This window comes from Vibrio sp. CAU 1672, from assembly GCF_029223195.1.
GTDB lineage: Bacteria > Pseudomonadota > Gammaproteobacteria > Enterobacterales > Vibrionaceae > Vibrio.
This window is the reverse complement of sequence record NZ_JARHUF010000022.1, coordinates 19,645-43,693: the sequence shown is the minus strand read 5'-3', so window position 1 is coordinate 43,693 and position 24,049 is coordinate 19,645. Positions and strand designations below refer to the sequence as shown.

Genomic DNA, 24,049 nt, shown 5'->3' with positions numbered 1-24,049 from the left:
ACTGTTGTTTGGCGTCCTGATCTTTTTACGTTTCTAGCTTACCCAAATTCTCAACAACAAAATGCGCTTGTCTACCAGCAAAATGACGGTTGTTTGGGTTGTTACCAACAAAATGGCCGTTTAACGCCGGATTTGCTGCGCCATGTTGGGGATTTATAAGGTGTCGGCTGTTGCAGATCTCGCTTATTCTGCTTGTTTGGGTATAGAATGGAAAAATTAAGGAAAGCTAGGTAAGTTTATGGACAAATTTGACCTTAAAATCATAGACATACTCCGGCACAATGCCCGCTTGTCAATAACTGATATCGCCGACAAAGTGAATCTTTCCCGCTCTGCGGTAACCGCGCGTATCAAAAGACTGGAGAATGACAAGATTATACTGGGCTATCATGCGGAGATCGCTGCAACTGAGGGCACGTCAATATGTGCCTATTTCGCGCTGAAGTTTGATACGTCTTCATCCAGCCACTACTGTGAGTCTTATGTGGATGAGCTGTATAAAATTGATGGGGTGAAATGGTGCCATGCGATCAGTGGTGAAACCGACATGATGCTGTTCGTCGAGGTTCCCCATATGAACCGGCTTAACCAAATTCGTGATCAAATTCAACGTTATCCGGAGCTTCGGCATCTTACAACCCATACCGTACTGACCGAGTTTTTTAATACCACAGGGAACACGTTCGTTAAATGACAAGGCAAGACGTTGTGCTTTATTGTGAGCAAGTGATGGAAAGCCATGATGTCCACGCTGGCAGCAAGTGGCGAGCAAAGGGGGCAGAACGTGCTGAATAACATCAATCTCAATTTATTGCGTTCATTACACGTGCTTTTAGATGAGTGCCATGTCAGCCGGGCGGCACAACGACTGCACATCACTCAATCTGCGGTCAGTCGCCAGTTAGCTCAATTGCGAGAGTTGTGTGGTGATCCCCTGCTGGTGCGTCAGGGTAACCAGTTACTCCCCACTCCCAGAGCCCTGGTGCTGAAAAATAAGCTGGATGCGTTGTTGGCTGAGTTTGATCACCTGTTAGATGATAAACCGTTTAATCCAGCAGAGTGGCAGGGTGAGTTGGTGATTGCGTCAAGCGACTATGTTGCTCAGTATGTGCTGCCAGATATTGCGGCGCATTTAACCGCGTGTGCGCCGCAGTTAGATATCGACTACCGGCTTTGGCAGCCGGACTTTCTTGATAAGCTGCATGAAAGCGGCATTCATATCGCATCGACCATGTACCCGGAAAAGCCTCCCGGCGTGTCAAGTATCAACATAGGGGCGGATACTGTTGTCTGCATGATGAAGGCTGGTCATCCACTGGTGGATAAACGCACACTCAGTGTTGATGATCTGATCCGTTATTCTCACATTAAAGTGACGGGAGGCGGTGATAAAGATTCCAGTACGGATGTAGCGCTAAAAGAGCGGGGGCTGTCACGCCATATTACCCTCAAGGTGCCGTTCTTTTCTGCGGCGGTTAATCGCCTGGTTTCGAGTGAACATTTGATGATTGTCCCGGAACACATTGCGCATAATCTGGCCAGACATTGGGCCTTGGTGCATAAGCCTTTACCGTTGGAAACGCAAACGTACCAGTATTGGCTGATGTGGCATCCAAAGTTTGATAATGATCCTGCGCATAAATGGGTACGTGAAGAGATGCGTGGGGTGATGCAGTGGTGTGAGTATTCGATCCGCTGAACATTTGTTGCCAGGTTATGATTAGAAATCATAACCATTATGAAAAAGTCTGATTTCTATTTATATCCTTTCTATTGATAAATTGTCGCCAAACAGGAGAAGTTTATGACACTGACAGTTTGGTTATCACTTTTTACCGTGTGTTTGCTTGGTGCGATGTCTCCGGGGCCGAGTTTGGCGATGGTTGCTAAGCATTCGCTTGCCGGCGGACGTGTAAACGGTCTGGCAACGGCTTGGGCGCATGCACTTGGCATCGGCATCTACGCTTTTATTACTTTAATTGGCCTTGCCGTGGTGCTGCAGCAAAGCCCGGTATTATTTAAAACCATCAGTTTAGCTGGGGCCGCGTATCTGGCGTATCTGGGTTTTAATGCATTACGCTCGAAGGGAGGTGTTGCAGCGAAGCTGGAATCCGGTCAACAGACCAAAGTGCTCCAATCAGCACGTGAAGGGTTTCTGATTTCGATTTTGAGTCCGAAAATAGCGCTGTTTTTCATCGCTCTGTTCAGTCAGTTTGTGGCACTGGGGAACGGTTTGAGCAATCAAATGATCATCGTCGCAACGCCGTTTGTTGTTGATGGTTTGTGGTATACCTTCATTACTTTGGTGCTTTCCAGTTCGCGACTGGTTGAGCGTATTCGGTCGAAAGCCGTGTTGATCGACCGGTTGTCGGGGGTTGTATTGATACTGCTGGCGCTACGAGTGGTGTTAGCAGTTTAGCTGTAAGAAAAAGCGGGTTATACAAAAGCAGCCATCCCGGCTGCTTTTGTCTTTTGGCTTGGTATAGATATGGAAAACTGTCACGCACAGGCGTTAATTATTTATTATTAAACGGGTTGCATATGAAATTGACGTTGGCCGTAAAGTGGTCTTTATTTGATAAAGAACTTATGTTGGGATTTTCCTCTTACTTATTCATCGATGATGGGATTGGTGTAAGGCTTTCTACTAAAGTGAGAGAAATATGAAAAAAGCAAGTTGTTTACTTTCAGCTTTTCTGGTTACCGGATTCTTCTCTACTGCTTGGGTTTTGTTGACAGGCAAAGGCTTTGGTAGCTTTGTTGGCCTATAGTCAATAATCGTGGCTGGATTTGGGATTATAGCCATGGTTTTACGCCAGGTGGATCCTAATAGTTTTAACTTTGTGCGTGATAGAATTGAGAAACTCAAGCAAGAAGGGCGCAATGCCTATCTGCGAGGTCTACCGGAGGAAGCCAATCCTTATGCATCTATTGATGCAGAGTTATGGTGTGAGGGTTATCGCAACGCTAAAGCATCAAAATATGACTCAAACGGTTCTCGGGACTGATGATACATCAGCTTTCCGCGCTGTCGCAGGCCGACTTTATATCAGGTAAAAAAAATCCCGACTCATCAGTTGAGTCAGGATGTCAACAAGGAAGGTTGCTCAGGAACATATGGGGGAGTTAAGTAACCTTGCTTGTTAAATTCTAACGACGAATCTCTTCAAATTCGCCTTCAATGGCGTCAGCTTTTCCTGTATTGAACTCATATTCTTCATGTATTTCTTGTTGCATCTGCTTGACGCGTCTCTCAATACGTTTACCGGTAATCAGTGCTGCAATCGTCAATGGAATCGCCATAACTAAGCTAAAGATTAAGGTAAAAAAACCGGTAATCAGTGCCAATGTTGTAACGACAATTCTGTTCATATAATGACCTCTTTCACAATCTATGTATTGAGATTAACGGCCTGAAGATGAACGAAACATGAACACGTCGTTCAAACCGGTTCTGATTTGTCAGAGGATGGTTAAATTAGCTTGAGAAAGAAAAAACGCCTGAGGATGAGTCAGGCGTAAAACGGGGGAGTTTAAAATTATTATTATGCTCACATTGAGCGAATACTAGAACAAACGTTGGTTTCGTTGTTACCGGCTGTGGTTAACGTTGTGGAGCAAAGTTTACCTATCGAGGGAAAGTCTGGTAACGAACGCCCATCATTTGTTCCATACAGTGCACCACTTGGCAGCTGTATCCAAACTCGTTGTCGTACCAAATGTACAGTACGCAACGCTTGTCTTGTGCAATCGTGGCTTGGCCATCGACGACGCCGGCGTGACGCGAACCGACTAAATCACTCGAGACAATTTCGGTCGAGTCAGTGTAATCGATCTGAGCTGACAGCGCGGAGTTAAGGGCCATCTCACGCAGGTAATTGTTTAGGTTATCTCGGTCAACCTCTTCTCCCAGATTGAGGTTTGCTACTGCCATCGATACGTTTGGTGTCGGTACGCGTATTGCGTTTCCGGTCAGCTTTCCAGCCAGTTCCGGCAGGGCTTTAGCGACCGCTTTTGCCGCGCCGGTTGAGGTTAGCACCATGTTCAGAGAGGCACTGCGGCCACGGCGGTCACCAGAGTGGAAGTTGTCGATCAAATTCTGGTCATTGGTGTACGAGTGTACGGTCTCAATGTGGCCAGAAAGCACGCCATACTTATCATTGAGCGCTTTTAGTACCGGAGTAATGGCGTTAGTCGTACAACTTGCGGCAGAGATAATGGTGTCATCTTTATTAATTACCGATTCGTTGACACCGAAAACCACGTTTTTGATGTCACCTTTACCCGGCGCCGTGAGGAGTACTTTTTCAGCCCCCTGACATGTCAGGTGCTGGCTCAGACCTTCAGCATCACGCCAAACGCCGGTGTTATCGACAACCAATGCATTGTTGATACCGTATGTCGAGTAATCGATGTCCGCTGGCTGGTTTGCGTAGATAATTTGAATATAATTTCCGTTCACAATAAGTGCTTTACGCTCTTCATCTACGACAATGCTGCCGTTGAACTGACCATGAACAGAGTCGCGGCGGAGCAGGCTGGCACGTTTTTCTAAATCGCCTTTCTTACCACCACGCACCACGATCGCGCGTAATCGTAGCGGATATCCCGGGCCACTTTTTTCAATCAGGAGCCGCGTCAGCAGACGACCGATACGGCCAAAACCGTACAGTACCACATCACGGACTTCTAGTGAGGAGTCGGCATCACGAGCTCCAGCAAGAGCGGTGTGTAAAAAATCGCTGACGGCAGAGGCGTCATCATGCTCTTTCCAGTACATTGTCGCTAGCTGACCTGCGTCAACGCGGCAGGAAGATATGCTCATCTCACACAGGGCTTGAATGATTGGCATGGTGTGCTCTAGTGATAGCGGGCTTCCGGTGTAGCGTCGGGCGACACGGTGAGTTTTGAGAATGTCGATCGTCGTTGCATTGATGAGTGTTTTCCCGAACAGGACAACTTCGATGCCTTTCTGACGATATAACTTACCAATAAGAGGGGAGATGGATTCAGCAATCGTTTGGCTGGTTTGCCAGTCTTGGAGATATTTCTCTGGACTCATTGTTGTATTGGACCTTTCACGTTAGGGGCTGGCCTTACTCTCTCCTGCAAGCTGTGATGCGTTGTTGGAGGGTTTGGCTGGTAATGTAATTAAGTTGTAACAGTTATGTGTGCAGAGTTTACAGGTAGAGCACTTATTCTGCTAGGAAAAATAAATTAAGGTAAATCTGTTGTTTAAGCTGACCGAATTAGTTCAAAACTATGACTAAAAGGGCATCTTAGGCATATTGACTTTTTAGGAAGTGAAAACTTATTTTGCGAGGATAACAAGTCAGTTCAAAATATTGCTATGAGATTAAATTGATATACACGAAAACTATTGAATGCCGATCAAATAACACACCAAAAAAGTAAACGACAAGTGCGGTTTAAGTCTGCGGCAGTATTTATGCTTTGGTTTAAATCAGGGTGGGCGATACTCAGATAGTATAAGTTGCCCCAAATGGGTTAGAGATCACGTTTTTATGTTAAAAGATGCAACGTCGTAATAATTAGCCTCACCCTGTTTGGCCAATAATGTTCGGTCGATGTTTCTTTTTGACAATGCATGGTTTGCTGCCAGACGCTACTGACACTAGGCTGTTTTGACTGGCGTACCCAGAGCTCTGTTCTCGGCTTTTATAAAATTGGTCTAGTATTTAATGAAAGTTCGTTCACTGAGTGGTCTGAGCAAAGCATGGCTAGGTATAAAATAAAAACTCGACTGGCTCTTTTGGCACTGCTACCGGCAGTCGTGATTGCTATGTTTGCTGCTCAGCAATTTTCCCGATATTCCGCTCAGATTGAGCGGCTCAATCATGTGTTGTATGACATCCAGACTTATAAACTGATCTCTTTGTCTTCTAATTTGGTGCTGTCACTGGAAAATGCGCATCGTATTCCTGCTCTGCAAAGTGAAACCGCCAGCCATCCAACCCCGACTCATGCAGACGTTGAGTTGTTATATTGGCAATTCCGCCAAAACCCGCATACACGGGAGTATGCGGCTGAACTTCATGATGTCATGGTGGGCGCCCTTTCAGACGATAATCAAATCCGACTGGAATCAGGAGAGTGGGCATTTTCTTTACTCAAAGATATAGCGGACTCGCTTAATTACCAAGTTCAGCTGGACAGCAGGAAAATACTGTGGATGCAAGACGTTATTGTCTCTTTAGCACAACTGTCGTACTGGACCCAGAAAGAGGCGTGGCTTACCTATCGTCAGATGTATGATGGAAATTTAAAGTTTGATAAAGCCCCCTTTTTCCAGGCGATCGAGCGACAGCAACAGAGCTTGGATCACTTTCTTGGCTTAGGTAGCAGTTATCACCATACCGAACAATTGTTGGCATTCTTTTCTTCCAATCGATTTCAACAAAATCTGCATGAACGGGAAAATTTACTCAATGGCCTCATGGCAGACAATGATCATGCTGAATACCTGAGTGAACTGGATTACAGGGTACAAAGACTGCAAAACATGGTCGATGGTTTTTCTCTGGAGGTTGAGTCGGCTCTGCGTCAGGAGGTGGCGAAGCAAAAAAGAGCCAACATCATCATGAGTTTATTTGTTGCTGTGCTTATTGCAGTTTTGTGTTGGCTGGGTATCACAACCTGGTATCGGGTTAGTGGCAAGCTAAACTCACTGATTCGATCGCTGAGTGCGTTGCTTGATAAGAATGAGAAAGGCACTCAGATCACAATCGATGGGAATGATGAGTTCACGATATTTTCCCGGCAGGTCAATGGCATTATTGAGGCGATGCGCGACCAGACCGATGCTATCGTGCAGGCAAAAGAATCGGCGATATCTGCGAACCGTGCTAAGTCAGTATTTCTGGCCAATATGTCACATGAGATCCGCACCCCGCTGAATGGCATCATTGGCATGACAGAGATCTTGTCTCAAAGCAATTTAACTTCACAGCAGAACGAAGTACTGATGGATATCGATTCATCATCGCACTCTTTGTTGCTGTTGCTCAATGATATCTTGGATCTGTCTAAGATCGAGTCAGGTAATCTTAACCTTTCTTATGTTGAAGCTGATATACGCGAAGTGGTGTATCAGTCTCTGATTTTATTTCAATCTAAAGCCACCAGTAAAAACATTGCATTGGGTGTCAAGCTGGCAGAAGGCATACCGGCGCGCGTAATGGCCGATGATCATCGGATAAAGCAAATACTCACCAACTTAGTTGGTAATGCTATCAAGTTCACCCATGAGGGGAATGTTGCTGTCAGCGTCGGGTATCAAGCGTTACAGAGTGATAAAGGGCGGATTACTTTTCAAGTGACTGATACCGGGATTGGTATTGATCAAGCGAAACTCAAGACGATTTTTGAACCTTTCACTCAAGAGGATACTGGTATTACCCGCCAGTTTGGTGGTACGGGGCTTGGACTGGCAATTTGCCGGCAACTGGTTGCGTTAATGGGAGGAGAGTTGACGGCCAAATCGACCAAGGGGATTGGTAGTTGCTTCCAGTTCTTTGTTGATGTTGATGTTCTGGCGGTACCGCATTGGACCACAAAGAGCATCCGCTGTGGGCTCTTGATTGCAAATGGATATGGTTACACCCGTCAGCTGGCCAGTGAATGCCGTCTTGCTGGCATTCAGTTGACTAACGTGTGTGATCTGGAACATGCGATCGGTATGCGCGATGAATTTGATGTGGTGTTCTATTGCCATACGAACAAAAATGATATCAACCGCGCTTTGGAGCAGCTTGAGAAAACTTATCCATTGAGCAAGGTCGTCGTGTGCCAGCATCACCTGTGGGCATCGGACATAAATGCTGAGCATATCCATACGGTTTTAACTCAGCCGTTTTTAGGTAATCGGTTTAAAACCGCGATGGATGAGTTAGCCGCGATACGACAGTATCCGCAACAAGACGCCGTGGTATCGAATGGGGCACATTCACGCAATCTGGTGACAACACGGGCCAGACGTCGCATTCTTGTCGTTGAAGATAATTTAATGAACCAGAAGATCGCCAGCTTCTTTTTAGAGAAAGCCGGGTATGATTACCTTATCACCAGTAATGGTCAGGAAGCCCTGGAGGCCGTCACACAGGATGGACCATTTGATGCGATCTTAATGGACTGCATGATGCCGGTGATGGACGGGTTGACCGCAACCCGGGAAATCCGGCGTTGGGAGAGAAATGTCGGCAACGAAAAAGTGACGATTATCGCGCTCACCGCCAGTGTGCTCGAGGAAGATATTGAGAAGTGTTTCGCCGCAGGAATGGATGCATATTTGCCTAAACCGTATAAATCCAACCAGCTTTATGAGTTGTTTAATGAGTTAAAGCTTGCTTAAATCCGTGGGTTAATCCAGCGAAAAGTCAGTATTAGGCGGAAAAGGAATCACTATGTATAAGTTGGCGGTAATAGGTACTAACTGGATCTCGCGGCAATTTGTTGAAGCCGCGTTACAGACGGAGCGGTTCGCGCTGCATGCCGTCTATTCACGCGATATTGATAAGGCGCGTGAGTTTGGCCAGTCATTTTCGGCTGCGGTGTATTATGATGATTTGGATCGCTTGGCATCTGATCATGATGTTGATGCAGTATATATCGCCAGTCCTAACTCGTTACACGCCCCCCAGGCGATGAGAATGATGCAGGCAGGTAAGCATGTTATTTGTGAAAAGCCGATGGCGTCGAACTATACGCTGGCGCAACAAATGTTTGAATGTGCAGAACAGAATCAGGTGGTGTTGTTTGAAGCATTCATGTCACCTTATACACCTAACTTCGGAGTTCTGAAACAAACCTTACCTGCTATAGCGCCTTTGCGTCATGCAACCATCAGTTATTGTCAATATTCTTCCCGCTACCAGAAGTATTTGGATGGGGAGATGCCAAACACCTTTAACCCCGAATTCTCGAATGGTTCGGTGATGGATATTGGTTACTACTGTGTCGGAGCGGCTGTTGAGTTATTTGGTGAACCGAAAACCATTCAGGCCAGTGCGTGTCTGCTTGCTTCCGGAGTGGATGGATGCGGTAGTGTTACTCTGACGTACGATGGCTTTAATGTGAATCTGCTGCATTCAAAAATAAGTGACTCTCTGATTCCAAGTGAGTTTCAGGGCGAGCGAGGCAGTGTACTGGTGGACATGATCTCAACGGGCAAAAGCATAGAGCGTGTGATGCGTGGCCAGCAAGCGGAAAGCTTAACATTGCCCCAGGTAGAGAATCACATGTTTTATGAAGCCAGGACGTTTGCTGACCAAATTGAGACCGGCTCTATTTGTCAGGTGACCAAACAACGCTCACTGACAGTCGCGAAAATCCTCACAGAGATACGACACCAGACCGGGGTCGTGTTCCCGGCGGATAATTAATCTGCCGATAGCTATTAACTAACAAAGCCCTCCAATGAAGGGTTTTGTTGAATGTGCTATGGGGTGTGCAGAGCCGTTGATGACAGGCTCTGGATGGCCTTGCGGTAGTTCAAATAGGCGAAGATGCCGGCCAATATGTTACCCAGACAGGCCCCCATCAACAGGCCTTGTATGCCGTTTAACTGTGCGCCAAGCCACAAGCACGGCAGGAAAAACAGGAACAGGCGCAACGCTGAAATCCTCAGAGCGGTATAGGGTTTACCCAGCGCGTTGCAAACGGATACCATTAACATACATACCCCCAGAGAGCCCAGGCTTACCGGAACGATCATGAGGTGCGATGCCAATATTTGTTCAACACTGCCGTCGCTGGTCATGAGCAAAGCTAAACGTTTGGCGGAAAGAAAGCTGATGGCGGCAATAAGTAGCTGAAAAATAAGGATGAATTTTATCGCGATGTTCACCAATGAACGAATATCAGGATAGTTTTTTGCTCCCAGCAGGCGGCCAATCATCGGCGGCATGGACATGGTTAGTGCCAGGACCGAAACAATCGCAAAAAATTCAAATCGGGAACCCAACGCCCATGAGGCAACGGCCGCCGTACCAAAGCCGGCAAGGAGTTTGGTTGCTAACATTGAGGAGAGAGGTGGCAGAAGCTGGCTGACCATCGCCGGTCCCATGATGTTGCCAATTGATGCGATGCTTTTCAGTACGTTTAGATCGTGCCACTGGAACGACGACCAATGGTTGCGTTGTACCCGTGGCGCAACCACAGTAAGGCCGACAGCAAACGACACTACGGTGGCAATTGCCGCACCGTTGATCCCCATGTCCAGGGTGAAAATGAACAGCGGATCCAGAAGCAGGTTTATCCCACTGGTAACCATCATCATGGTGCCGGGAAGCATGGTATTGCCGTTCGCCCGGCAAATACTGTAATAGAAATACAGCAGCGCCCCCGTCCACGAGCTGAGAATCCACCATGGCCAGTAGCTGTCTATAATCGGCATAACCGATTCTGGGGCGCTGAGCAAAGACAAAATAGGATAGCGCAACAACCAGATCAGTGCGCCGAACAGTGCCACTCCGATAGAACCTATCATTAATACCAAGCCGCCAAGCTGTTTGGCGTATTTGTCTTGCCTGGCCCCAAGAGCTTTGGCGATTACGGCAGTTGTTGCGATGCCAAGTCCTACCTGAGTACCAATGATCACCATCTGTAAGGGCAGGGTAAAGCCTTGGGCGGCCAATGGAAGTACGCCAAGTTGGCCAATGAAAGCGCTGTCGACAAGCTGAAAGCTCATTAGGGATAGCACACCAAACAGCATGGGCCATGTCATGGTAAACAATTGTTTGGCGAGTGTCGGTGGTGCAGAGGTAGTAGGAGATGGCATAACGTCGCGATGGCAAGTGAGCTTAGATTAGCCGCATTGTACATAGACGACGATAGATTGACAAAATAACCCCCACAAGGGGAAATGCTCGCGGGGGGATTTAACCGGATAACGGTTTATTTTTTACCGCTGCTCTGTTTATCTTCTTCAGTCAGTTCGCGGATGCGACGGCTGATGTCACGGCGAGCTTTAGAGATTTCAGCGCTTTTGATGATGTGGTCATCAACACGATCTTCGTAGTCAGCCTTCATGTTTTTGATAATAGCCAGAATTTCATCATGTGTCATTTCTGGTTTGATGTAGTCCAGCAGGTTTTCCAAAAGATCAACGCGCTTGCGGTTATCACGAACTTTTTTTTCATTGTCTATCAGCTCACGCTTCAGTTTGTTTTTACGACGAGCCTGATTGACGATTTCAAATACGCTACTCATAGTTCCCTTTCCTAAATGGTGAAAATGGCAAATATCTTTATCGATTAAAGCACAACACGTCTTTGCATAACAGACTTTAGATCAAACCGGATGCAGGGTTGCACATTTATCCATCAATTCTGCTGTTCGGTAACAAAATGGACCGGGAATGTACTGGTCAATGACTTTCATCGTGCATAGATGCATTGTCATAAACCAGGCTTCGCTATATCATCATCGACATTAGTGACAATATGATGAAACTTGATATGAACTCTGGTAACGCTCCTCAGCCTGCTGAAAGTCAAGAGCATGAATCAGTGAAACGCTCGGTGGCTGAGAAGTTAAAAGCGGCTTACATTAGAGAAAGAACCAAATTAGAAATTACTGAGGTTGAACTTAACCGCTCGAAAGTAATGATGATTGATGAGAACGGCAATATGAAACGGGTGCCGATTCTTTCAGAACATTGATGACCCATTCCATTCATTAGAATGCCGGGTCAAAGCATGCAGCTCTTTTCCCGGCATTCAACCTCAAATGCAAACAATAATAAGGAAATGCATGATGAAAGTTGAGCTCACGGCAATTGAAGCAAGAGTGATTGGCTGCTTAATTGAAAAAGAAGCCACTACCCCAGATCAGTACCCCCTAAGCCTGAATGCGTTGACCAACGCCTGTAACCAAAAAAGTAACCGAGACCCAGTAATGTCTTTGTCTGAGGCAGAGGTTTTGGATGCCGTTGATGCACTGATAGAGCGCCGGCTGGTCAGTGATGAAAGTGGCTTTAATAGTCGGGTTAGCAAATACCAACATCGTTTTTGTAATACCGAGTTCGGCGATCTGCAGTTAACTAAGCAGGAGAAGGGTATTATCTGCTGCCTGCTTTTGCGTGGTGCACAAACCCCTGGTGAAATCCGTACTCGTACTAATCGCCTGGCTACGTTTAATGACGTCAAAGAAGTTGAATCGGTTGTTGAACAACTGGCCGATCAAGAGCGTGGCCCCTTGGTGGTGAAACTACCGCGTGAGGCCGGAAAGCGAGAGTCTCGCTATATGCATCTGTTTTGTGGTGAAGTTGACGTGACTGAGGTTGCTATGGCGTCAACAGTGAGCACACCAAGCTCTGACCGCATTGCTCAGCTGGAAGAAGAAGTCTCTCAGTTACGCGCAGATTTAGAGACGTTAAAACAGCAGGTAGATTCGTTGCTTTCATGAATCAACCGACGGGCACTTATTGGAGCGTCTACCTAATCCGCAATAACCGTAATGCTCTCTATTGCGGGGTGACTAATGATGTGGAAAGGCGCTTCAAACAGCATCAATCAGGAACCGGGGCGAAAGCGCTCAAGGGTAAAGGGCCGCTGCAGCTGGAGTGGTCGATGCCTGTCGCGAACAAAAGCCAGGCACTCAAAACTGAGTATTTTATTAAGCAGTTGTCAAAAGAGAAAAAAGAAAACTTGGTTAATGGCCGAGCCATCTTGAGTTACAGTGTCACGAGTGCCGTTTGCTACACTGTTCTCGAAGATTAAGCTTGAATAATGTCATTTGGACTCTATGGTCATATAAGTAAGCAACCACGGCAGTAAATTCTCGATTTTGGGTATCATTTCCTATAGCTCTGGCTCATAATGAGTTCGCACCCTAATCCATTTGAATATGGTTAGTGTGCCAGCGTTAAAGGAAAATAACGCTCATATATGAAGTAGGATCGGCTAGGTGAAAAGAGCAAGATAGCGCTCGTAAAAATTAAAAAGATAAAAGAGCACGAAATGAGAACAACGTTGTTATTTTCTTTGATAGCTATGGTTGCGGCATCCCCCGCATCCCCCGCATCCCCCGCATCCCCCGCATCTCAGGCATCGCAAGTGCTTAATGGCTATTGGGCATATAAGGATTTTCTTGAACAGTTTCCTGAGCAAAAGCAACTAACCGAGCAAATGAGCGAAGCGGTGCGTGGCAGACCGGTGCCGATTGACCTGGAGAAGCAGCGACCAATCAAAATTTCGGTGGTTTATCCGGGACAGCAGGTTTCGGATTACTGGGTGCGTAACATTGCGGCATTTGAAAAGCGCTTAGATAAGTTGGGTATCAGCTACCAAATCAACCAAGTGTTCACCCGACCAAATGCGGATGTGAAGCAGCAAAGCGTTTCTCTGATGGAGGCATTGCAGAGTAAATCGGACTATCTGATCTTCACTCTGGATACGACCCGGCATCGTAAGTTTATTGAACATGTTCTGGATTCCAAGAAAACCAAAATTATTTTGCAGAACATCACCACACCAGTGAGAGAGTGGGAAAGTCATCAGCCTCTTATGTATGTGGGATTTGATCATGCTGAGGGCAGCCGTGCTTTGGCGGCAGAATTTGGTTATTACTTCCCCAAGCATAGTTCCTATAGTGTGCTTTATTTTTCTGAAGGTTATATCAGTGACGCTCGAGGTGATACGTTCATTCAACAGGTAAAGCATAATCACGATTTTGAGCTGCAGTCTGCGTTTTATACCAAAGCCACCAAAGAGTCCGGTTATCTGGCAGCCAAGACCAGTTTAGAGAAATACCCTGATGTTGACTTTATTTATGCCTGTTCAACGGATGTTGCGCTTGGTGCGGTGGAAGCGCTGGAAGAGCTCGGGCGAGAGGACGTCCTGATTAACGGCTGGGGCGGTGGTTCGGCGGAGCTTGCTGCCATTCAGCAGGGTAAGTTGGATGTAACGGTTATGCGAATGAATGATGACACAGGGATTGCGATGGCAGAAGCGATTAAATGGGATTTAGAGGGAAAGGCGGTGCCTACTGTGTACTCAGGCCGTTTTGAAATTGTCACTAAAAATGATTCGCCTGAACGTATCAATAAACTTAAGAAACGCGCATTCAGATACTCAGATAATTGATGACAGCGAAAGTAACCCCAGCTAAGCGTCGTTCATTGGCGACGCTCATTACCCGTATCATTGTTTTGGTATTAGCTCCGATCATCTTCGGTATCTTCATCCAGAGCTATTATTTCTCTAAGCAGATCATTTGGCAGGAAGTGGAGCGAAACCAACAGCAAACTTCGGCGTTGATCCACAACATCCTCGATAATCATTTAGCGGCTATCCAGATCCATCAGGACAGTAATGCCAGGAGTCACGCTGTAAGTGGTTTCTTTGGCCAGCCGGATCTGGATGCACTTAATTATTACTATTTGAGCATTGATCAAAACGATCCTTCCCATACACCTGAAATTCGTTTTCTGGCTGATCACAATCAGATCATCTGGGATGATGGTAATGCGCTTTTTTATGGGTTAAATGAAGCTGCTCTGGAGTCGCTGGCGAACAAAATAAACTATAGCAATAACTGGTACTACTTAAGCCCACAAACACTGATGGGGCAGCGACATATACTGGCCCGCAGGGTACCTGTTTTGAGCCCCCAGGCCAGTGAAGTGTTGGGGCACTCCTATATCGCTATTGTGTTGGATAACAATTTTGCGTTGATGGAAAAGCTGAAAAGTGACAGTAACGTCGATGATGTGTTGCTGGTGGTTGGTGACCGAACTCTGGCCAAATCGGTGGACAAAAACCACGCATACAATGTAGAAGACATTGGCGTTGGAAGTGAGAGCCAATACTTATTAGATAGTTTGCTGGTTATCAGAACACCGATAGAGGTGAACTCTGTGACAACTGAACTGACTTTGTTGACGGTTCAGGACAATAAAAATGTGGTCACGCTGCAGTTTCAACATGGCCTGGCGCTGCTGGTTTCGGTTATCGGTTTGATGATGATCGCGTTGCTAAGTAGAGAATGGATCGAAAGTAAGCTCACCAGAGCACTAGATTCACTTATGTCCTACACCAAGTCAGCGCGGGGCGAGTCGGGTTTTGCCCGTTTTTCGGGTTCTGACATTGAAGAGTTTAGCCATATTGGTTACACCCTGGAAAGAACTTTTGAAGAGTTAGAGTCACAGAAGGAATCGTTTCGAGACCTGTTTAACTTTGCGTTATCACCGATTATGGTTTGGTCAGAGCAGCGGATTCTTATTCAGATGAACCCAGCGGCGCGCAAGGAGTTGGTAGTTGAACGAGATGATACCTGTGACACGATGCAGCCAGTTTTCCAGTTGTTCAAGCACAAGTTATCCCCTCACTTAACAATGGCAGCCCAGGGTGCGACGCTGACTGGAGTCAATGTCCCCATTGGAGATAAGATCTTTCGCTGGAACTTGTCGCCTATCCGGGTAGAGGGGAATGTGAGTGGAATTATCGTTCAGGGGCAAGATATCACCACTCTGATTGAAGCTGAAAAACAAAGTAACCTGGCACGTAGGGAAGCGGAAAAGTCTGCCCAGGCGCGAGCTGATTTTCTGGCCAAAATGAGCCATGAAATCCGTACGCCAATCAATGGTATTCTTGGCGTCGCGCAGCTTTTGAAAGACTCGTTATCTGATCGGGAGCAGCAAAAACAAATCGACGTTTTATGCCAGAGTGGTGAGCATTTGCTCGCTGTGCTGAATGATATTCTCGATTTTTCAAAAATCGATCAGGGTAAGTTTAATATTCAAAAGTATCCGTTTTCTTTTTCCAATAGCATCAGAACGTTAGAAAACATCTACCGTCCGATTTGTGATAAAAAAGGCGTGATGCTCGAAATTGATAATCAGCTGGCTGACAATCTTGAGATCTATTCCGATCAAGTGCGTTTGAATCAGATTTTGTTTAATTTAGTCAGCAACGCGGTTAAGTTTACTCCAAGCGGAACCATTAGCCTCAGTGCGTCCCTCGTTCAAGATGGTGACGTGAATGACAGCGTACTGAAGGTAGAGCTGCAAGATACCGGTATTGGTATTGACGGTAAAAAGCTCGATCAGATTTTTGAGCCTTTTGTTCAGGAGGAGGAAACTACGACACGTGAGTACGGTGGTAGCGGTCTCGGTTTAACGATTGTAAAAAATTTGGTTGAAATGCTGAACGGTAGTATCACAGTGAGCAGTCAAAAAGGGCATGGGACACGATTTGTTCTAACGTTACCAGTCAAAGCTCAGCATAAGTCGTATTCCACCCGAGCGGTCGAAAATAGTCTTCCTGCATCAGAATTATTTTCTGAAAAATTGAAAGTGCTGATGGTTGAAGACAATCATACCAACGCTTTTATTCTCAAAGCGTTTTGCGACAAGTACAAAATGCAAGTCGAGTGGGCGAAAGATGGCCTGGAAGCCATACGTTTGCTTAAGGCTAACAGTTACGATTTGATCCTGATGGATAATCAACTGCCCCACTTGGGAGGGGTGGAAATTACTCAGGAGATACGTCAAACCCTCAAACTGGGAACGCCAATCTATGCGTGTACCGCTGATACACAGCAGGAGACCAGCGACGCCTTTATCGCGGCGGGAGCAAACTATGTGTTGCTTAAGCCGATCAAGGAAAAGGCTCTGCACCAGGCTTTTGTCGACTTTAAACAGCGTTTTTGGGTCGAGCGATGAGAACTCGCTGTAACTGACCTGTGTCGCAGTGGACTCAGGCTAGGGTTGCAAGTTGGAGCTGGCGGCAAAAGACAGTTCAATTAAGTTGTGTTTTAGTTCTTCTTTCATCTCAATGGGATGGCTAAACTGAATACCGATGATCCAGCCTTTGGTCATTTTCTTGATGTTTGCTACTTTGCATTGGTTGTCTTTGCCAATATCGTTATCGAGTGGCGACGTAATGATTACCTCTGCCCCGACTTTGAACTCCGGTTCGATTTGGGTTGCAATACCACATCCGGAAAGAGAAAAATCAACTAACGTACCTTCATAAATATTGTTCTGATGATCAATCTGGCAAGGCTGATCAAGCTTGTATCTGCCGTACTCTCTGATTGGCTTGGTTGCAAAATTGTTTGGTATGCGAACAAATAATAACGGAGAGGGCTTAACAATATGCATCAACACACTGGTTTTAAAAGCAATGACATGACCCAGTTCAGTATCGGCCACTCCGCGAATGATCACATCCGCATTATTCAGTTGTCTTAAAGCCAGTTCTTCAAGTAAGCGTATTGGGATATCAAGGATCAGATACGCATTTTCTTTTAAGCCGAGGTAGGTTGAGGTGTAGGTGTATTTGTCGGTGGAGTTAAATTCAAAACAGACTGATAACTTAATCCCTGTTTTTAGAAAACCATGCAGTTCTTCTTTGTTGTGAGTTGCCGGCATAACGTCTGTTTCATTCCTTGATTTTATTCGTTATAACGCGAAGGATAGCTACCGATGCTTTGTGTTTCAAGCGCTTACTGCTGATTATCCTTTTTTTTACCTCTATCTGCGAATGTGAGGTTGATATTGATTGTGCTGAGCTTGATTCATAAACACATTGCTAGCCAGAATGCTTCCTCCGGTTACAAACATCAATGCGATCAAAGTGATGTTGTCTGGAATTTCATTAAATACCAGGTAAGCCAACAAAGTTGCCACAACGGGAGTTAAAGATCCCAACGCGGCACTGGCTTCGGCGCCAATGGTTTTTATTGAATATATGAAGGTAAAGGAGGCCAGTAGCCCTGCGCCAACGCCTTGCAGTAGCAGGTGCCAGGTTAATGCTTTCCATGGCCACTGCTCAACAGGGGTTTCTGCAAGTAGGCTGGGTAACCACCCGAACGAGATGGCAGCCAACAACATCACAAGCGAGAATATAGCAACCAGCCCGGCACAGGCGTATGTGTTTAAGTTGGCAACGCGGGCGCTAATGGTAAAAATGGCCCACATCAGGCTACCAAGCAGGAGTAGCCCATGGCCTTGAAGCAACTCCGATTGATAGCTTCCCCCCAGATTGGACAGGAGAAAGCTACTGATGCCGAGCAACACTGCTATCAGGCCAATAATACGCTGTTTGCTTAATGCTTGGTGGTAAAACAGCACAGCGATTGCTGAGACGAACAGAGGTAGTGTCCCGGGGATCATGGCACTGCCGTGTGCGACTGGAACGGTTTGCATTGCGGTACCGGCGACCAGCAGGTAAGGCAAGCCGCTGCCCAGAGTCACACCGAACAGGTACTTTACCGGTGTGGCTTTTAGTTGGGCACGGTATTTAGCAACAAATGGCATTAAAACCAGAGTGGGAATGACAAATCTTGCCAAGGCGATATCGGCTGGGTGCAGACTGGTGACCGGTCCGCCTCTTAATGATAAGAAAAAACCGGACCACAAAAACAGTGTTGCAGCCATTGCGATGTACCCTAAAACCATAGTGCTTTATCCTTGTGTGAATTATTTGTTAATTATGAGGTGAAAGCATGGTCCAATGGTGGCAAAATCAATTAGTAATAAATGGGTAATTAGCAAAAATCACTCAAATTTCCACCCAATGTGCCAAAAATTGGCTGAAGTTAGTTATGGATAGAATAGATAAGCAGCTAGTAAGTCTGCTGCAAAAAGATTCGACATTGACCACAAGTGAGCTTGCCGATCATGTCGGTTTATCGTCGTCCCCTTGTGCCAGAAGAATAAAACGGCTTGAGCAACAGGGGATTGTTCGTGGGTACCGGGCAGTTATTTCTCGTGAGAAAGCGGGTATCGCCATGACCGTTTTTGTTGAAGTCAGCCTTAACAATCATCAGGCCAATTCGATTGATGAATTTGAACAGGCAATATTAGAAATGGAAGAAGTAATATCCTGCAATGTTGTATCTGGTGCATATGACTACTTGTTAGAAGTGGTGAGTAAGGACTTAATGGGGTATGAGTCTTTTACTCGTAAACTGCAGCGACTGGAGAATGTGAAAGATATCCATACTCATCTGGCAATCAGACAAGTAAAAGGCAACAGTTCGTTGCCGATATATTGTTAGTATCCCACAGTAGTAGCTATGAAATTAATTGATAGATTACGTATTGCCAATTATCACCGTAAACGCTCTAAACAGTTTGGCTCTCAGCGAGCGAAGGTATTGGGCTGGCAGGATGAGCACAGTCAGGTTACGCGTTTTGAAGCATTGAGCCGTGCATGCCATTTTGACGGCCGCTCCGTGTTGGATCTCGGCTGTGGTTTTGGGGATTTATTGGCGTTTATTGAGGCTGGTAGTATGCGTCCTGCAGAGTATGTCGGGATCGATCAGCAGAGAAGCTTTATCCGAGAGGCGAGAAGACGTCAGTTTGTAACACCGGCACGCTTTATTCGTGGTGATTTTTCCCGCATGCCTTTACCGCAATCTGATTATGTGGTTGTTTCGGGGTCGCTTAACTATCAATCTTCTCAGGCCGATCATACCGCAGAGATGATCAAGAAGATGTATCAGGCATCTAATCGGGCTTGTGTGTTTAACCTGCTTGATCAGGCAAAACTGCCCAACATGCAGTTGTTAGAGTCGCATAATAAGCAAGGGGTATTGAGGTATTGCCGTTATTTATGCCCACAGAGTGAATTGATAGAGGGCTACTCAGAACATGATTTTACTATTGCGATGATCAAAGAAGCGGAGCCAGATGACTGACTCCGCTTCGGTAATTTTATGTTTTACTGACGCTTATAATTGGATATTTCACAGCTACCAGTAAGGCGGTCTATTCGAAATGAAAATGCTGCTGAGTGGTATTCCCTTCCATCGCTCCAGATAGTTTCACCAAATATTTTACATAAGTCCAATTCGCTGATTGAACCGAACTGTTTAACGTGCCTAACTACTGACAAAAACTTGGCATGCGTAGAATCGGGGCGATCCATATTATTCATACGATTGATAATCATGCGCTCTTTGTTGTCTCCAGCCAAATGTGAATTTTTATTAAAATTTGTTTATAGATACAGTACCCAAAAACCGTGCATTAGTAAAGTATTATTGTGACGTAGATCTCGAATATTCTGTCTAGTTGGTTGAATGTTGCTCAGCTATTGATTTAGCCAAAGAAAAACAGCATCCAGCTCAATTGCTTAGGTGTTGTGCATCAGATAGCGCATCTGCTTCTTTGTCATAAAGGAGGGCCAGAGATAAATATTGTGCGTGCAATTGCTTAATGTCACGGTGTAATTGTTGAGTGGTAATGCTATACCACTCAGCCGATATCTGATTGGTTTTTGACCCGTGACGTTGGCAATGATCTGCGATTTCTACCCAAGTTTGGGTGATGGAGTCGGAGAGCTTGGTAAGATTTGCTATCTCGTTTGCTTTTGTATTCAGTTGTTGGCTGTACTGTTTAGCTGCTTGTAATTGCCGCTTGAATATATTGACGTTAGCTTGGGCACGCCACAATAGCACGAGTTCATGTTGAGAAAATTCCTGCGATAGCAGTTGGCGTTGATTATGTTCAGCCAATAACTGGTTAAAAGTCTCGGCGTGTTGATTGAAGTTGGACTCTAGCGCTCTGAAACGGGTAAGATTGTCATTCCAGGAAGACTCGTTACACCCGATGCCGGCGATGGCATCGTGACAAAGCAAATTAACCAATAACAGCCATTTAAGCGAATTCATCATCGTAGTATGTGTATAGGTCGGGGCTCTCTTTAGTATAGATTGTCACAGCAACGGTGCTGGTCTGGTTGAGTATGGGCTCAGCGAAGGAAGTAAAAATGAAGAAGATTATCATTGCAGTGGTAGTTCTGCTGATATTAGGCAGTGCAGGAGCCGGGTATTATTTTTTCTTTATGCAAACTGAAGAGTTACCAGCCGACACGCCAGTTGATGTGCCAAAGGAAGCTTCATCAGAGTCAGAGCCGCTTAAACCCATTTTGGATCTGGAAGCCGGTCCGGCTGAAATTACCGATTACTATGTCATTGAACGTAGTATTGATGTGTTCAATAAACCCAGTACTTCGGCTTTGTTGGTGGACAAACTGTACAAGGGTGAAGAAGTCGCCGTATTGGAGAAAGTCAACGGCTGGTTTCGTATCTCGGATTATCTGGTTTATGAAGAAGGTGGAGAAGAAACCGCCGAGTGGATTTATCAAGATGGTGTTTCCGATGCTGAGCCAATAATTAAAGAACAAGAGCGCCTGGAAATACTCGATACTTACCTGCAAAAATCCGATGATTTGCAGTTGTACCTGGATATGTTCCGTAATAAAACCCAACAGTTGTTAGATGATAGAACGTGTGACCCCAGTGATTTTGAAGAGTTAGGTGGTTGGGTGCGTTCAGTCACTTATCAGCAGCGTAAGGTGTATTTCATTTATTGCGGCGGCCTGAATCAAGAGCATAAAATCTATTTAGACGTGGATACCGGTGAATTATTCTATCGGTGAATACCTTGTGATCGTTTGCTTAACAGTGGTTGCGAGGAACCGAAGCAGAGATTTATAACTTTTTAGTTGTTTACCATAAGCAATAGGAATACTATCAGCGGGCAGAGTGAAACAACTCTGCCCGTTTTGTTGTTTGTGAGCTGTCATGCCTTGGATTAACGTTAGAAAACTGTTTTTACTGTTTCTCGCAATGGCGTTGTTGCCAATGTCGGCGTTGGCTGCTGCGCAGGGTGGACAAACAGTTCACTTACCTCACCTCTCATTGCTGCAACCTTTTACGGTCAGTCAATCTGCATCGAATTCTCCGGTCGATGTTACTGAGCTAACAGAACCAACCACGCAGTCTCCCGTCTCTGAAGGTCACGCAAACCAAGATTCGTTTGCCATCATGAATTCTCAACGCTGGTCATCCCACCTGCGTGAGAATATCGACGATGAGCATGTTGATGTGGTTAGCGATTTAACTGCACCTTTCTATGCAGATGCAGGCTACGCTTACAGCTTGGTGGATATTAGCTGGCGTCAAAGCCTGTCTACCTTTAACCATTTTGTTGGCGACTATCGTATTTCCGGCTGGAAAGATACCAATGCCATGTATGTTGCGCTCAATAGTCAGTTTTCTGCCTAGACATCATTACTTTGCACAACTTGTGCATTCTTAACACGGCAATCTTACTTAACAGGGCTGTAAGCGGCTCTGACTACTCCGCACCTGCTTAGTGTCAGGTGATTGCTTTGTCGTGTCTTGAAGCTAATTAATTGAAACTTCACTGATAAGTGAAGGGATGATGTTTACATGAAGAAAACACCAACACCAAAAAAGAACAGAAAAGTGCTGAATCATTACTCAGCATGGAAATACGTCGTGCTTATTACGACCATTATTATCTTAACCCTTAGTGCTATCCCAACCTGGTTTGGTGAGCAGCCTTCGATTCAGGTGGCATTCGCCGGGCAAAGTAACAGTCCGATGTCAGTAGTTCAGCTCGATCAATTGCTTAAATCTAACCATATTTCCGCATCTCAAATCGTCGAGAAAGGTGGTAAAACCACCATAGTCTTTGAAGATGAAAACGAACAAAGCAAAGCCCGGACTTTGCTGGGTCAGGAGCTAAACAAAGAGGACAGCATCTCGTTTTCCTACGTATCCGTGGCTCCGGAATGGTTAAATGAAATGGGTTTTAATCCTATCAAGTTGGGTCTTGACCTTCGTGGCGGTGTGCAGTTCCTATTGAATGTCGACGTGAACAAAGCGTTTGAAGAACAACGTGATGCGCTTGTGGATGAGATCAAAGCAAGCCTGCGTGAACAACGCATCCGTGGCGTTCAAGTTCGTGCCGAAGCACGCAATCAAATCGCACTAAGCAGTGAAAACGAAACGGGTCTGAAAGCAGCCAGCCAGTTTATTCATCAAAACTACCCTGGCTGGCAAATGATAAGCTCAGGCCGTGGTTTCACGCTTCAACCAAGTGAACAGAACATCCAGGAGTTCCAGACCACAACATTGCAGCAGAACTTGAAGATCATGCGCGGGCGCATTGAAGAGCTGGGAATTACTGAAGCCTTGGTTCAGCGCCAGGGTAAGGAGAGCATTCGTATTGAGCTGCCCGGTGTGCAAGATCCGGCACAAGCGAAAAATGTAATCGGAGCAACTGCAAGTCTGGCGTTTTATGAAGTCAAAGATGCCGCTCAGGCTCGCACCAGCCAAGATTTGGAGCTACAGGATAATGACGGTCGCATTGTTATATTGTCAAAGCGTCCGGTATTAACTGGTGAGCATATTGTGAATGCTCGGTCTGGTGTGGACAAAATGGGAATGTCAGAAGTCAATATCTCTCTGGATCATGCTGGAGGGAAGAAGATGAGTGACTTTTCAGCGACGCACATTGGTAAGCAAATGGCGACGGTTTACCGTGAATATAAAACCAATGCACGTGGTATGACCGAGCGCAGTGAGCGCGTGATTAGTGTGGCAACCATTCAATCCCAACTGGGGAGTCAGTTCCGCATTACTGGTGCCGGTAGCATGGATGAGGCACAACAACTAGCGCTGCTTTTGCGTGCGGGGTCTCTTACCGCTCCGGTAACGATTGTTGAAGAGCGTACTATCGGCGCTTCTTTGGGGGCGGAAAACATTCAAAACGGTTTTGCTGCGCTAGCGTTGGGCATGGGGCTGACCCTGACATTTATGGCACTCTGGTACCGCCGTTTAGGTTGGGTAGCAAACGCAGCACTATGTGCCAACATGCTATGTTTACTTGGTCTGATAGCACTGCTGCCTGGTGCGGTGCTAACTCTGCCAGGTATCGCTGGCTTGGTTCTGACGGTTGGTATGGCGGTCGATACAAATGTCATCATTTTCGAACGTATTAAGGACAAAATGCGCGAAGGTCGTATTTTTGCGCAAGCGATTGACCTTGGTTTCGATAGTGCATTCGCAACCATTCTTGATGCCAACATTACCACTATGATCACGGCTGTAATTCTGTACGCGATCGGCAACGGCCCCATTCAGGGTTTTGCGTTGACGCTGGGGCTGGGTCTGTTAACCAGTATGTTCACTGGCGTATTTGCTTCCCGGGCAATGATCAACTTAATTTGGGGCCGAGATGGCCGTCGTGATGTGAGGGTTTAAT

23 protein-coding genes are annotated in these 24,049 nt (G+C 46.0%); 15 read left to right on the top strand and 8 right to left on the bottom strand.

Going from position 1 to position 24,049, the window contains the following annotated elements:
* Nucleotides 1–238 precede the first annotated feature (238 nt).
* From P2G85_RS16905 to P2G85_RS16895, 3 genes are all read left to right on the top strand, one after another.
* Nucleotides 239–694 carry an Lrp/AsnC family transcriptional regulator gene (locus P2G85_RS16905; RefSeq protein WP_275865239.1) on the top strand — a complete coding sequence of 152 codons (456 nt, stop codon included), beginning with the start codon at nt 239–241 and terminating at the stop codon, nt 692–694.
* 90 nt (nt 695–784) lie between these two features.
* Nucleotides 785–1,699 carry a LysR family transcriptional regulator gene (locus P2G85_RS16900; RefSeq protein ID WP_275865264.1) on the top strand — a complete coding sequence of 305 codons (915 nt, stop codon included), beginning with the start codon at nt 785–787 and terminating at the stop codon, nt 1,697–1,699.
* A gap of 105 nt (nt 1,700–1,804) precedes the next feature.
* A complete protein-coding gene (locus P2G85_RS16895; RefSeq protein ID WP_275865238.1) occupies nt 1,805–2,419 on the top strand; it encodes a LysE family translocator in 615 nt (204 codons plus the stop codon).
* Nucleotides 2,420–3,150: 731 nt separating this feature from the next.
* Here the strand turns inward: P2G85_RS16895 and P2G85_RS16890 are convergent.
* Together P2G85_RS16890 and P2G85_RS16885 are read right to left on the bottom strand one after the other, a co-directional pair.
* Complete coding sequence (locus P2G85_RS16890) at nt 3,151–3,372, bottom strand: hypothetical protein (RefSeq protein WP_275865237.1); 222 nt, start codon at nt 3,370–3,372, stop codon at nt 3,151–3,153.
* 256 nt (nt 3,373–3,628) lie between these two features.
* A complete protein-coding gene (locus tag P2G85_RS16885; RefSeq protein ID WP_275865236.1) occupies nt 3,629–5,062 on the bottom strand; it encodes a glyceraldehyde-3-phosphate dehydrogenase in 1,434 nt (477 codons plus the stop codon).
* Between the two features lie 675 nt (nt 5,063–5,737).
* Between P2G85_RS16885 and P2G85_RS16880 the strand changes: the two genes are divergently transcribed.
* Both P2G85_RS16880 and P2G85_RS16875 read left to right on the top strand, forming a co-directional pair.
* Entirely contained in the window at nt 5,738–8,371 is a 2,634-nt protein-coding gene (locus tag P2G85_RS16880; RefSeq protein WP_275865235.1) for an ATP-binding protein, read from the top strand.
* A 52-nt stretch (nt 8,372–8,423) separates the two neighbouring features.
* Nucleotides 8,424–9,401: a Gfo/Idh/MocA family oxidoreductase gene (locus P2G85_RS16875; RefSeq protein WP_275865234.1), complete on the top strand. Its 978-nt coding sequence runs from the start codon at nt 8,424–8,426 to the stop codon at nt 9,399–9,401.
* A gap of 56 nt (nt 9,402–9,457) precedes the next feature.
* Here P2G85_RS16875 and P2G85_RS16870 read toward each other — a convergent pair whose 3' ends face one another.
* Nucleotides 9,458–10,798, bottom strand: coding sequence for an MATE family efflux transporter (locus P2G85_RS16870; protein WP_275865233.1), 1,341 nt, complete (start codon nt 10,796–10,798; stop codon nt 9,458–9,460).
* A gap of 116 nt (nt 10,799–10,914) precedes the next feature.
* Nucleotides 10,915–11,229, bottom strand: coding sequence for a DUF496 family protein (locus P2G85_RS16865; RefSeq protein ID WP_275865232.1), 315 nt, complete (start codon nt 11,227–11,229; stop codon nt 10,915–10,917).
* 236 nt (nt 11,230–11,465) lie between these two features.
* Between P2G85_RS16865 and P2G85_RS16860 the strand changes: the two genes are divergently transcribed.
* The 5 genes from P2G85_RS16860 (at nt 11,466) to luxQ (ending at nt 16,684) form a co-directional block, all read left to right on the top strand.
* On the top strand, nt 11,466–11,681 hold the full coding sequence (locus P2G85_RS16860) for a hypothetical protein (protein WP_275865263.1): 216 nt from the start codon (nt 11,466–11,468) through the stop codon (nt 11,679–11,681).
* Between the two features lie 94 nt (nt 11,682–11,775).
* Nucleotides 11,776–12,426 (top strand): YceH family protein, encoded by a 651-nt coding sequence (locus tag P2G85_RS16855; protein ID WP_275865262.1) that lies wholly within the window; start codon nt 11,776–11,778, stop codon nt 12,424–12,426.
* Complete coding sequence (locus P2G85_RS16850) at nt 12,423–12,740, top strand: GIY-YIG nuclease family protein (protein WP_275865231.1); 318 nt, start codon at nt 12,423–12,425, stop codon at nt 12,738–12,740. Before P2G85_RS16855 ends, P2G85_RS16850 begins: the two co-directional genes overlap by 4 nt.
* A 240-nt stretch (nt 12,741–12,980) precedes the next feature.
* Nucleotides 12,981–14,105 (top strand): autoinducer 2-binding periplasmic protein LuxP, encoded by a 1,125-nt coding sequence (locus tag P2G85_RS16845; RefSeq protein ID WP_275865230.1) that lies wholly within the window; start codon nt 12,981–12,983, stop codon nt 14,103–14,105.
* Nucleotides 14,105–16,684, top strand: a complete 2,580-nt coding sequence (gene luxQ / locus P2G85_RS16840; RefSeq protein ID WP_275865229.1) for a quorum-sensing autoinducer 2 sensor kinase/phosphatase LuxQ — start codon at nt 14,105–14,107, stop codon at nt 16,682–16,684. Before P2G85_RS16845 ends, luxQ begins: the two co-directional genes overlap by 1 nt.
* A gap of 39 nt (nt 16,685–16,723) precedes the next feature.
* Here luxQ and P2G85_RS16835 read toward each other — a convergent pair whose 3' ends face one another.
* Nucleotides 16,724–17,395: a PilZ domain-containing protein gene (locus P2G85_RS16835; RefSeq protein ID WP_275865228.1), complete on the bottom strand. Its 672-nt coding sequence runs from the start codon at nt 17,393–17,395 to the stop codon at nt 16,724–16,726.
* Between the two features lie 102 nt (nt 17,396–17,497).
* On the bottom strand, nt 17,498–18,424 hold the full coding sequence (locus P2G85_RS16830; protein ID WP_275865227.1) for a DMT family transporter: 927 nt from the start codon (nt 18,422–18,424) through the stop codon (nt 17,498–17,500).
* Nucleotides 18,425–18,570: 146 nt separating this feature from the next.
* Here P2G85_RS16830 and P2G85_RS16825 point away from each other — a divergent pair, with 146 nt between their 5' ends.
* Entirely contained in the window at nt 18,571–19,026 is a 456-nt protein-coding gene (locus P2G85_RS16825) for an Lrp/AsnC family transcriptional regulator (protein ID WP_275865226.1), read from the top strand.
* Nucleotides 19,027–19,044: 18 nt separating this feature from the next.
* Nucleotides 19,045–19,668, top strand: coding sequence for a class I SAM-dependent methyltransferase (locus P2G85_RS16820; RefSeq protein ID WP_275865225.1), 624 nt, complete (start codon nt 19,045–19,047; stop codon nt 19,666–19,668).
* 23 nt (nt 19,669–19,691) lie between these two features.
* Here the strand turns inward: P2G85_RS16820 and P2G85_RS16815 are convergent, their stop codons facing one another.
* Together P2G85_RS16815 and P2G85_RS16810 are read right to left on the bottom strand one after the other, a co-directional pair.
* Nucleotides 19,692–19,922, bottom strand: coding sequence for a hypothetical protein (locus P2G85_RS16815; protein ID WP_275865224.1), 231 nt, complete (start codon nt 19,920–19,922; stop codon nt 19,692–19,694).
* A 175-nt stretch (nt 19,923–20,097) separates the two neighbouring features.
* Entirely contained in the window at nt 20,098–20,646 is a 549-nt protein-coding gene (locus P2G85_RS16810; protein WP_275865223.1) for an ATPase, read from the bottom strand.
* Nucleotides 20,647–20,741: 95 nt separating this feature from the next.
* Between P2G85_RS16810 and P2G85_RS16805 the strand changes: the two genes are divergently transcribed.
* The 3 genes from P2G85_RS16805 (at nt 20,742) to secD (ending at nt 24,048) form a co-directional block, all read left to right on the top strand.
* The gene (locus P2G85_RS16805) at nt 20,742–21,413 is read left to right on the top strand and encodes an SH3 domain-containing protein (RefSeq protein ID WP_275865222.1); all 672 of its coding nucleotides are present in this window, start codon (nt 20,742–20,744) and stop codon (nt 21,411–21,413) included.
* Between the two features lie 145 nt (nt 21,414–21,558).
* Nucleotides 21,559–22,041 carry a hypothetical protein gene (locus P2G85_RS16800; RefSeq protein ID WP_275865221.1) on the top strand — a complete coding sequence of 161 codons (483 nt, stop codon included), beginning with the start codon at nt 21,559–21,561 and terminating at the stop codon, nt 22,039–22,041.
* 168 nt (nt 22,042–22,209) lie between these two features.
* Complete coding sequence (gene secD / locus P2G85_RS16795) at nt 22,210–24,048, top strand: protein translocase subunit SecD (RefSeq protein WP_275865220.1); 1,839 nt, start codon at nt 22,210–22,212, stop codon at nt 24,046–24,048.
* Nucleotide 24,049 lies beyond the last annotated feature (1 nt).

What these genes read in the sequence shown, in the direction of transcription:
- P2G85_RS16905 (WP_275865239.1), top strand. Translation starts at nt 239, where the DNA reads ATGGACAAATTTGACCTTAAAATCATAGACATACTCCGGCACAATGCC.
- P2G85_RS16860 (WP_275865263.1), top strand. Translation starts at nt 11,466, where the DNA reads ATGAAACTTGATATGAACTCTGGTAACGCTCCTCAGCCTGCTGAAAGT.
- luxQ (WP_275865229.1), top strand. Translation starts at nt 14,105, where the DNA reads ATGACAGCGAAAGTAACCCCAGCTAAGCGTCGTTCATTGGCGACGCTC.
- P2G85_RS16820 (WP_275865225.1), top strand. Translation starts at nt 19,045, where the DNA reads ATGAAATTAATTGATAGATTACGTATTGCCAATTATCACCGTAAACGC.
- P2G85_RS16855 (WP_275865262.1), top strand. Translation starts at nt 11,776, where the DNA reads ATGAAAGTTGAGCTCACGGCAATTGAAGCAAGAGTGATTGGCTGCTTA.
- P2G85_RS16815 (WP_275865224.1), bottom strand. Translation starts at nt 19,922, where the DNA reads ATGATTATCAATCGTATGAATAATATGGATCGCCCCGATTCTACGCAT.
- P2G85_RS16890 (WP_275865237.1), bottom strand. Translation starts at nt 3,372, where the DNA reads ATGAACAGAATTGTCGTTACAACATTGGCACTGATTACCGGTTTTTTT.
- secD (WP_275865220.1), top strand. Translation starts at nt 22,210, where the DNA reads ATGAAGAAAACACCAACACCAAAAAAGAACAGAAAAGTGCTGAATCAT.
- P2G85_RS16835 (WP_275865228.1), bottom strand. Translation starts at nt 17,395, where the DNA reads ATGCCGGCAACTCACAACAAAGAAGAACTGCATGGTTTTCTAAAAACA.
- P2G85_RS16875 (WP_275865234.1), top strand. Translation starts at nt 8,424, where the DNA reads ATGTATAAGTTGGCGGTAATAGGTACTAACTGGATCTCGCGGCAATTT.
- P2G85_RS16805 (WP_275865222.1), top strand. Translation starts at nt 20,742, where the DNA reads ATGAAGAAGATTATCATTGCAGTGGTAGTTCTGCTGATATTAGGCAGT.
- P2G85_RS16885 (WP_275865236.1), bottom strand. Translation starts at nt 5,062, where the DNA reads ATGAGTCCAGAGAAATATCTCCAAGACTGGCAAACCAGCCAAACGATT.
- P2G85_RS16845 (WP_275865230.1), top strand. Translation starts at nt 12,981, where the DNA reads ATGAGAACAACGTTGTTATTTTCTTTGATAGCTATGGTTGCGGCATCC.
- P2G85_RS16895 (WP_275865238.1), top strand. Translation starts at nt 1,805, where the DNA reads ATGACACTGACAGTTTGGTTATCACTTTTTACCGTGTGTTTGCTTGGT.
- P2G85_RS16830 (WP_275865227.1), bottom strand. Translation starts at nt 18,424, where the DNA reads ATGGTTTTAGGGTACATCGCAATGGCTGCAACACTGTTTTTGTGGTCC.
- P2G85_RS16870 (WP_275865233.1), bottom strand. Translation starts at nt 10,798, where the DNA reads ATGCCATCTCCTACTACCTCTGCACCACCGACACTCGCCAAACAATTG.
- P2G85_RS16880 (WP_275865235.1), top strand. Translation starts at nt 5,738, where the DNA reads ATGGCTAGGTATAAAATAAAAACTCGACTGGCTCTTTTGGCACTGCTA.
- P2G85_RS16810 (WP_275865223.1), bottom strand. Translation starts at nt 20,646, where the DNA reads ATGATGAATTCGCTTAAATGGCTGTTATTGGTTAATTTGCTTTGTCAC.
- P2G85_RS16865 (WP_275865232.1), bottom strand. Translation starts at nt 11,229, where the DNA reads ATGAGTAGCGTATTTGAAATCGTCAATCAGGCTCGTCGTAAAAACAAA.
- P2G85_RS16825 (WP_275865226.1), top strand. Translation starts at nt 18,571, where the DNA reads ATGGATAGAATAGATAAGCAGCTAGTAAGTCTGCTGCAAAAAGATTCG.
- P2G85_RS16850 (WP_275865231.1), top strand. Translation starts at nt 12,423, where the DNA reads ATGAATCAACCGACGGGCACTTATTGGAGCGTCTACCTAATCCGCAAT.
- P2G85_RS16800 (WP_275865221.1), top strand. Translation starts at nt 21,559, where the DNA reads ATGCCTTGGATTAACGTTAGAAAACTGTTTTTACTGTTTCTCGCAATG.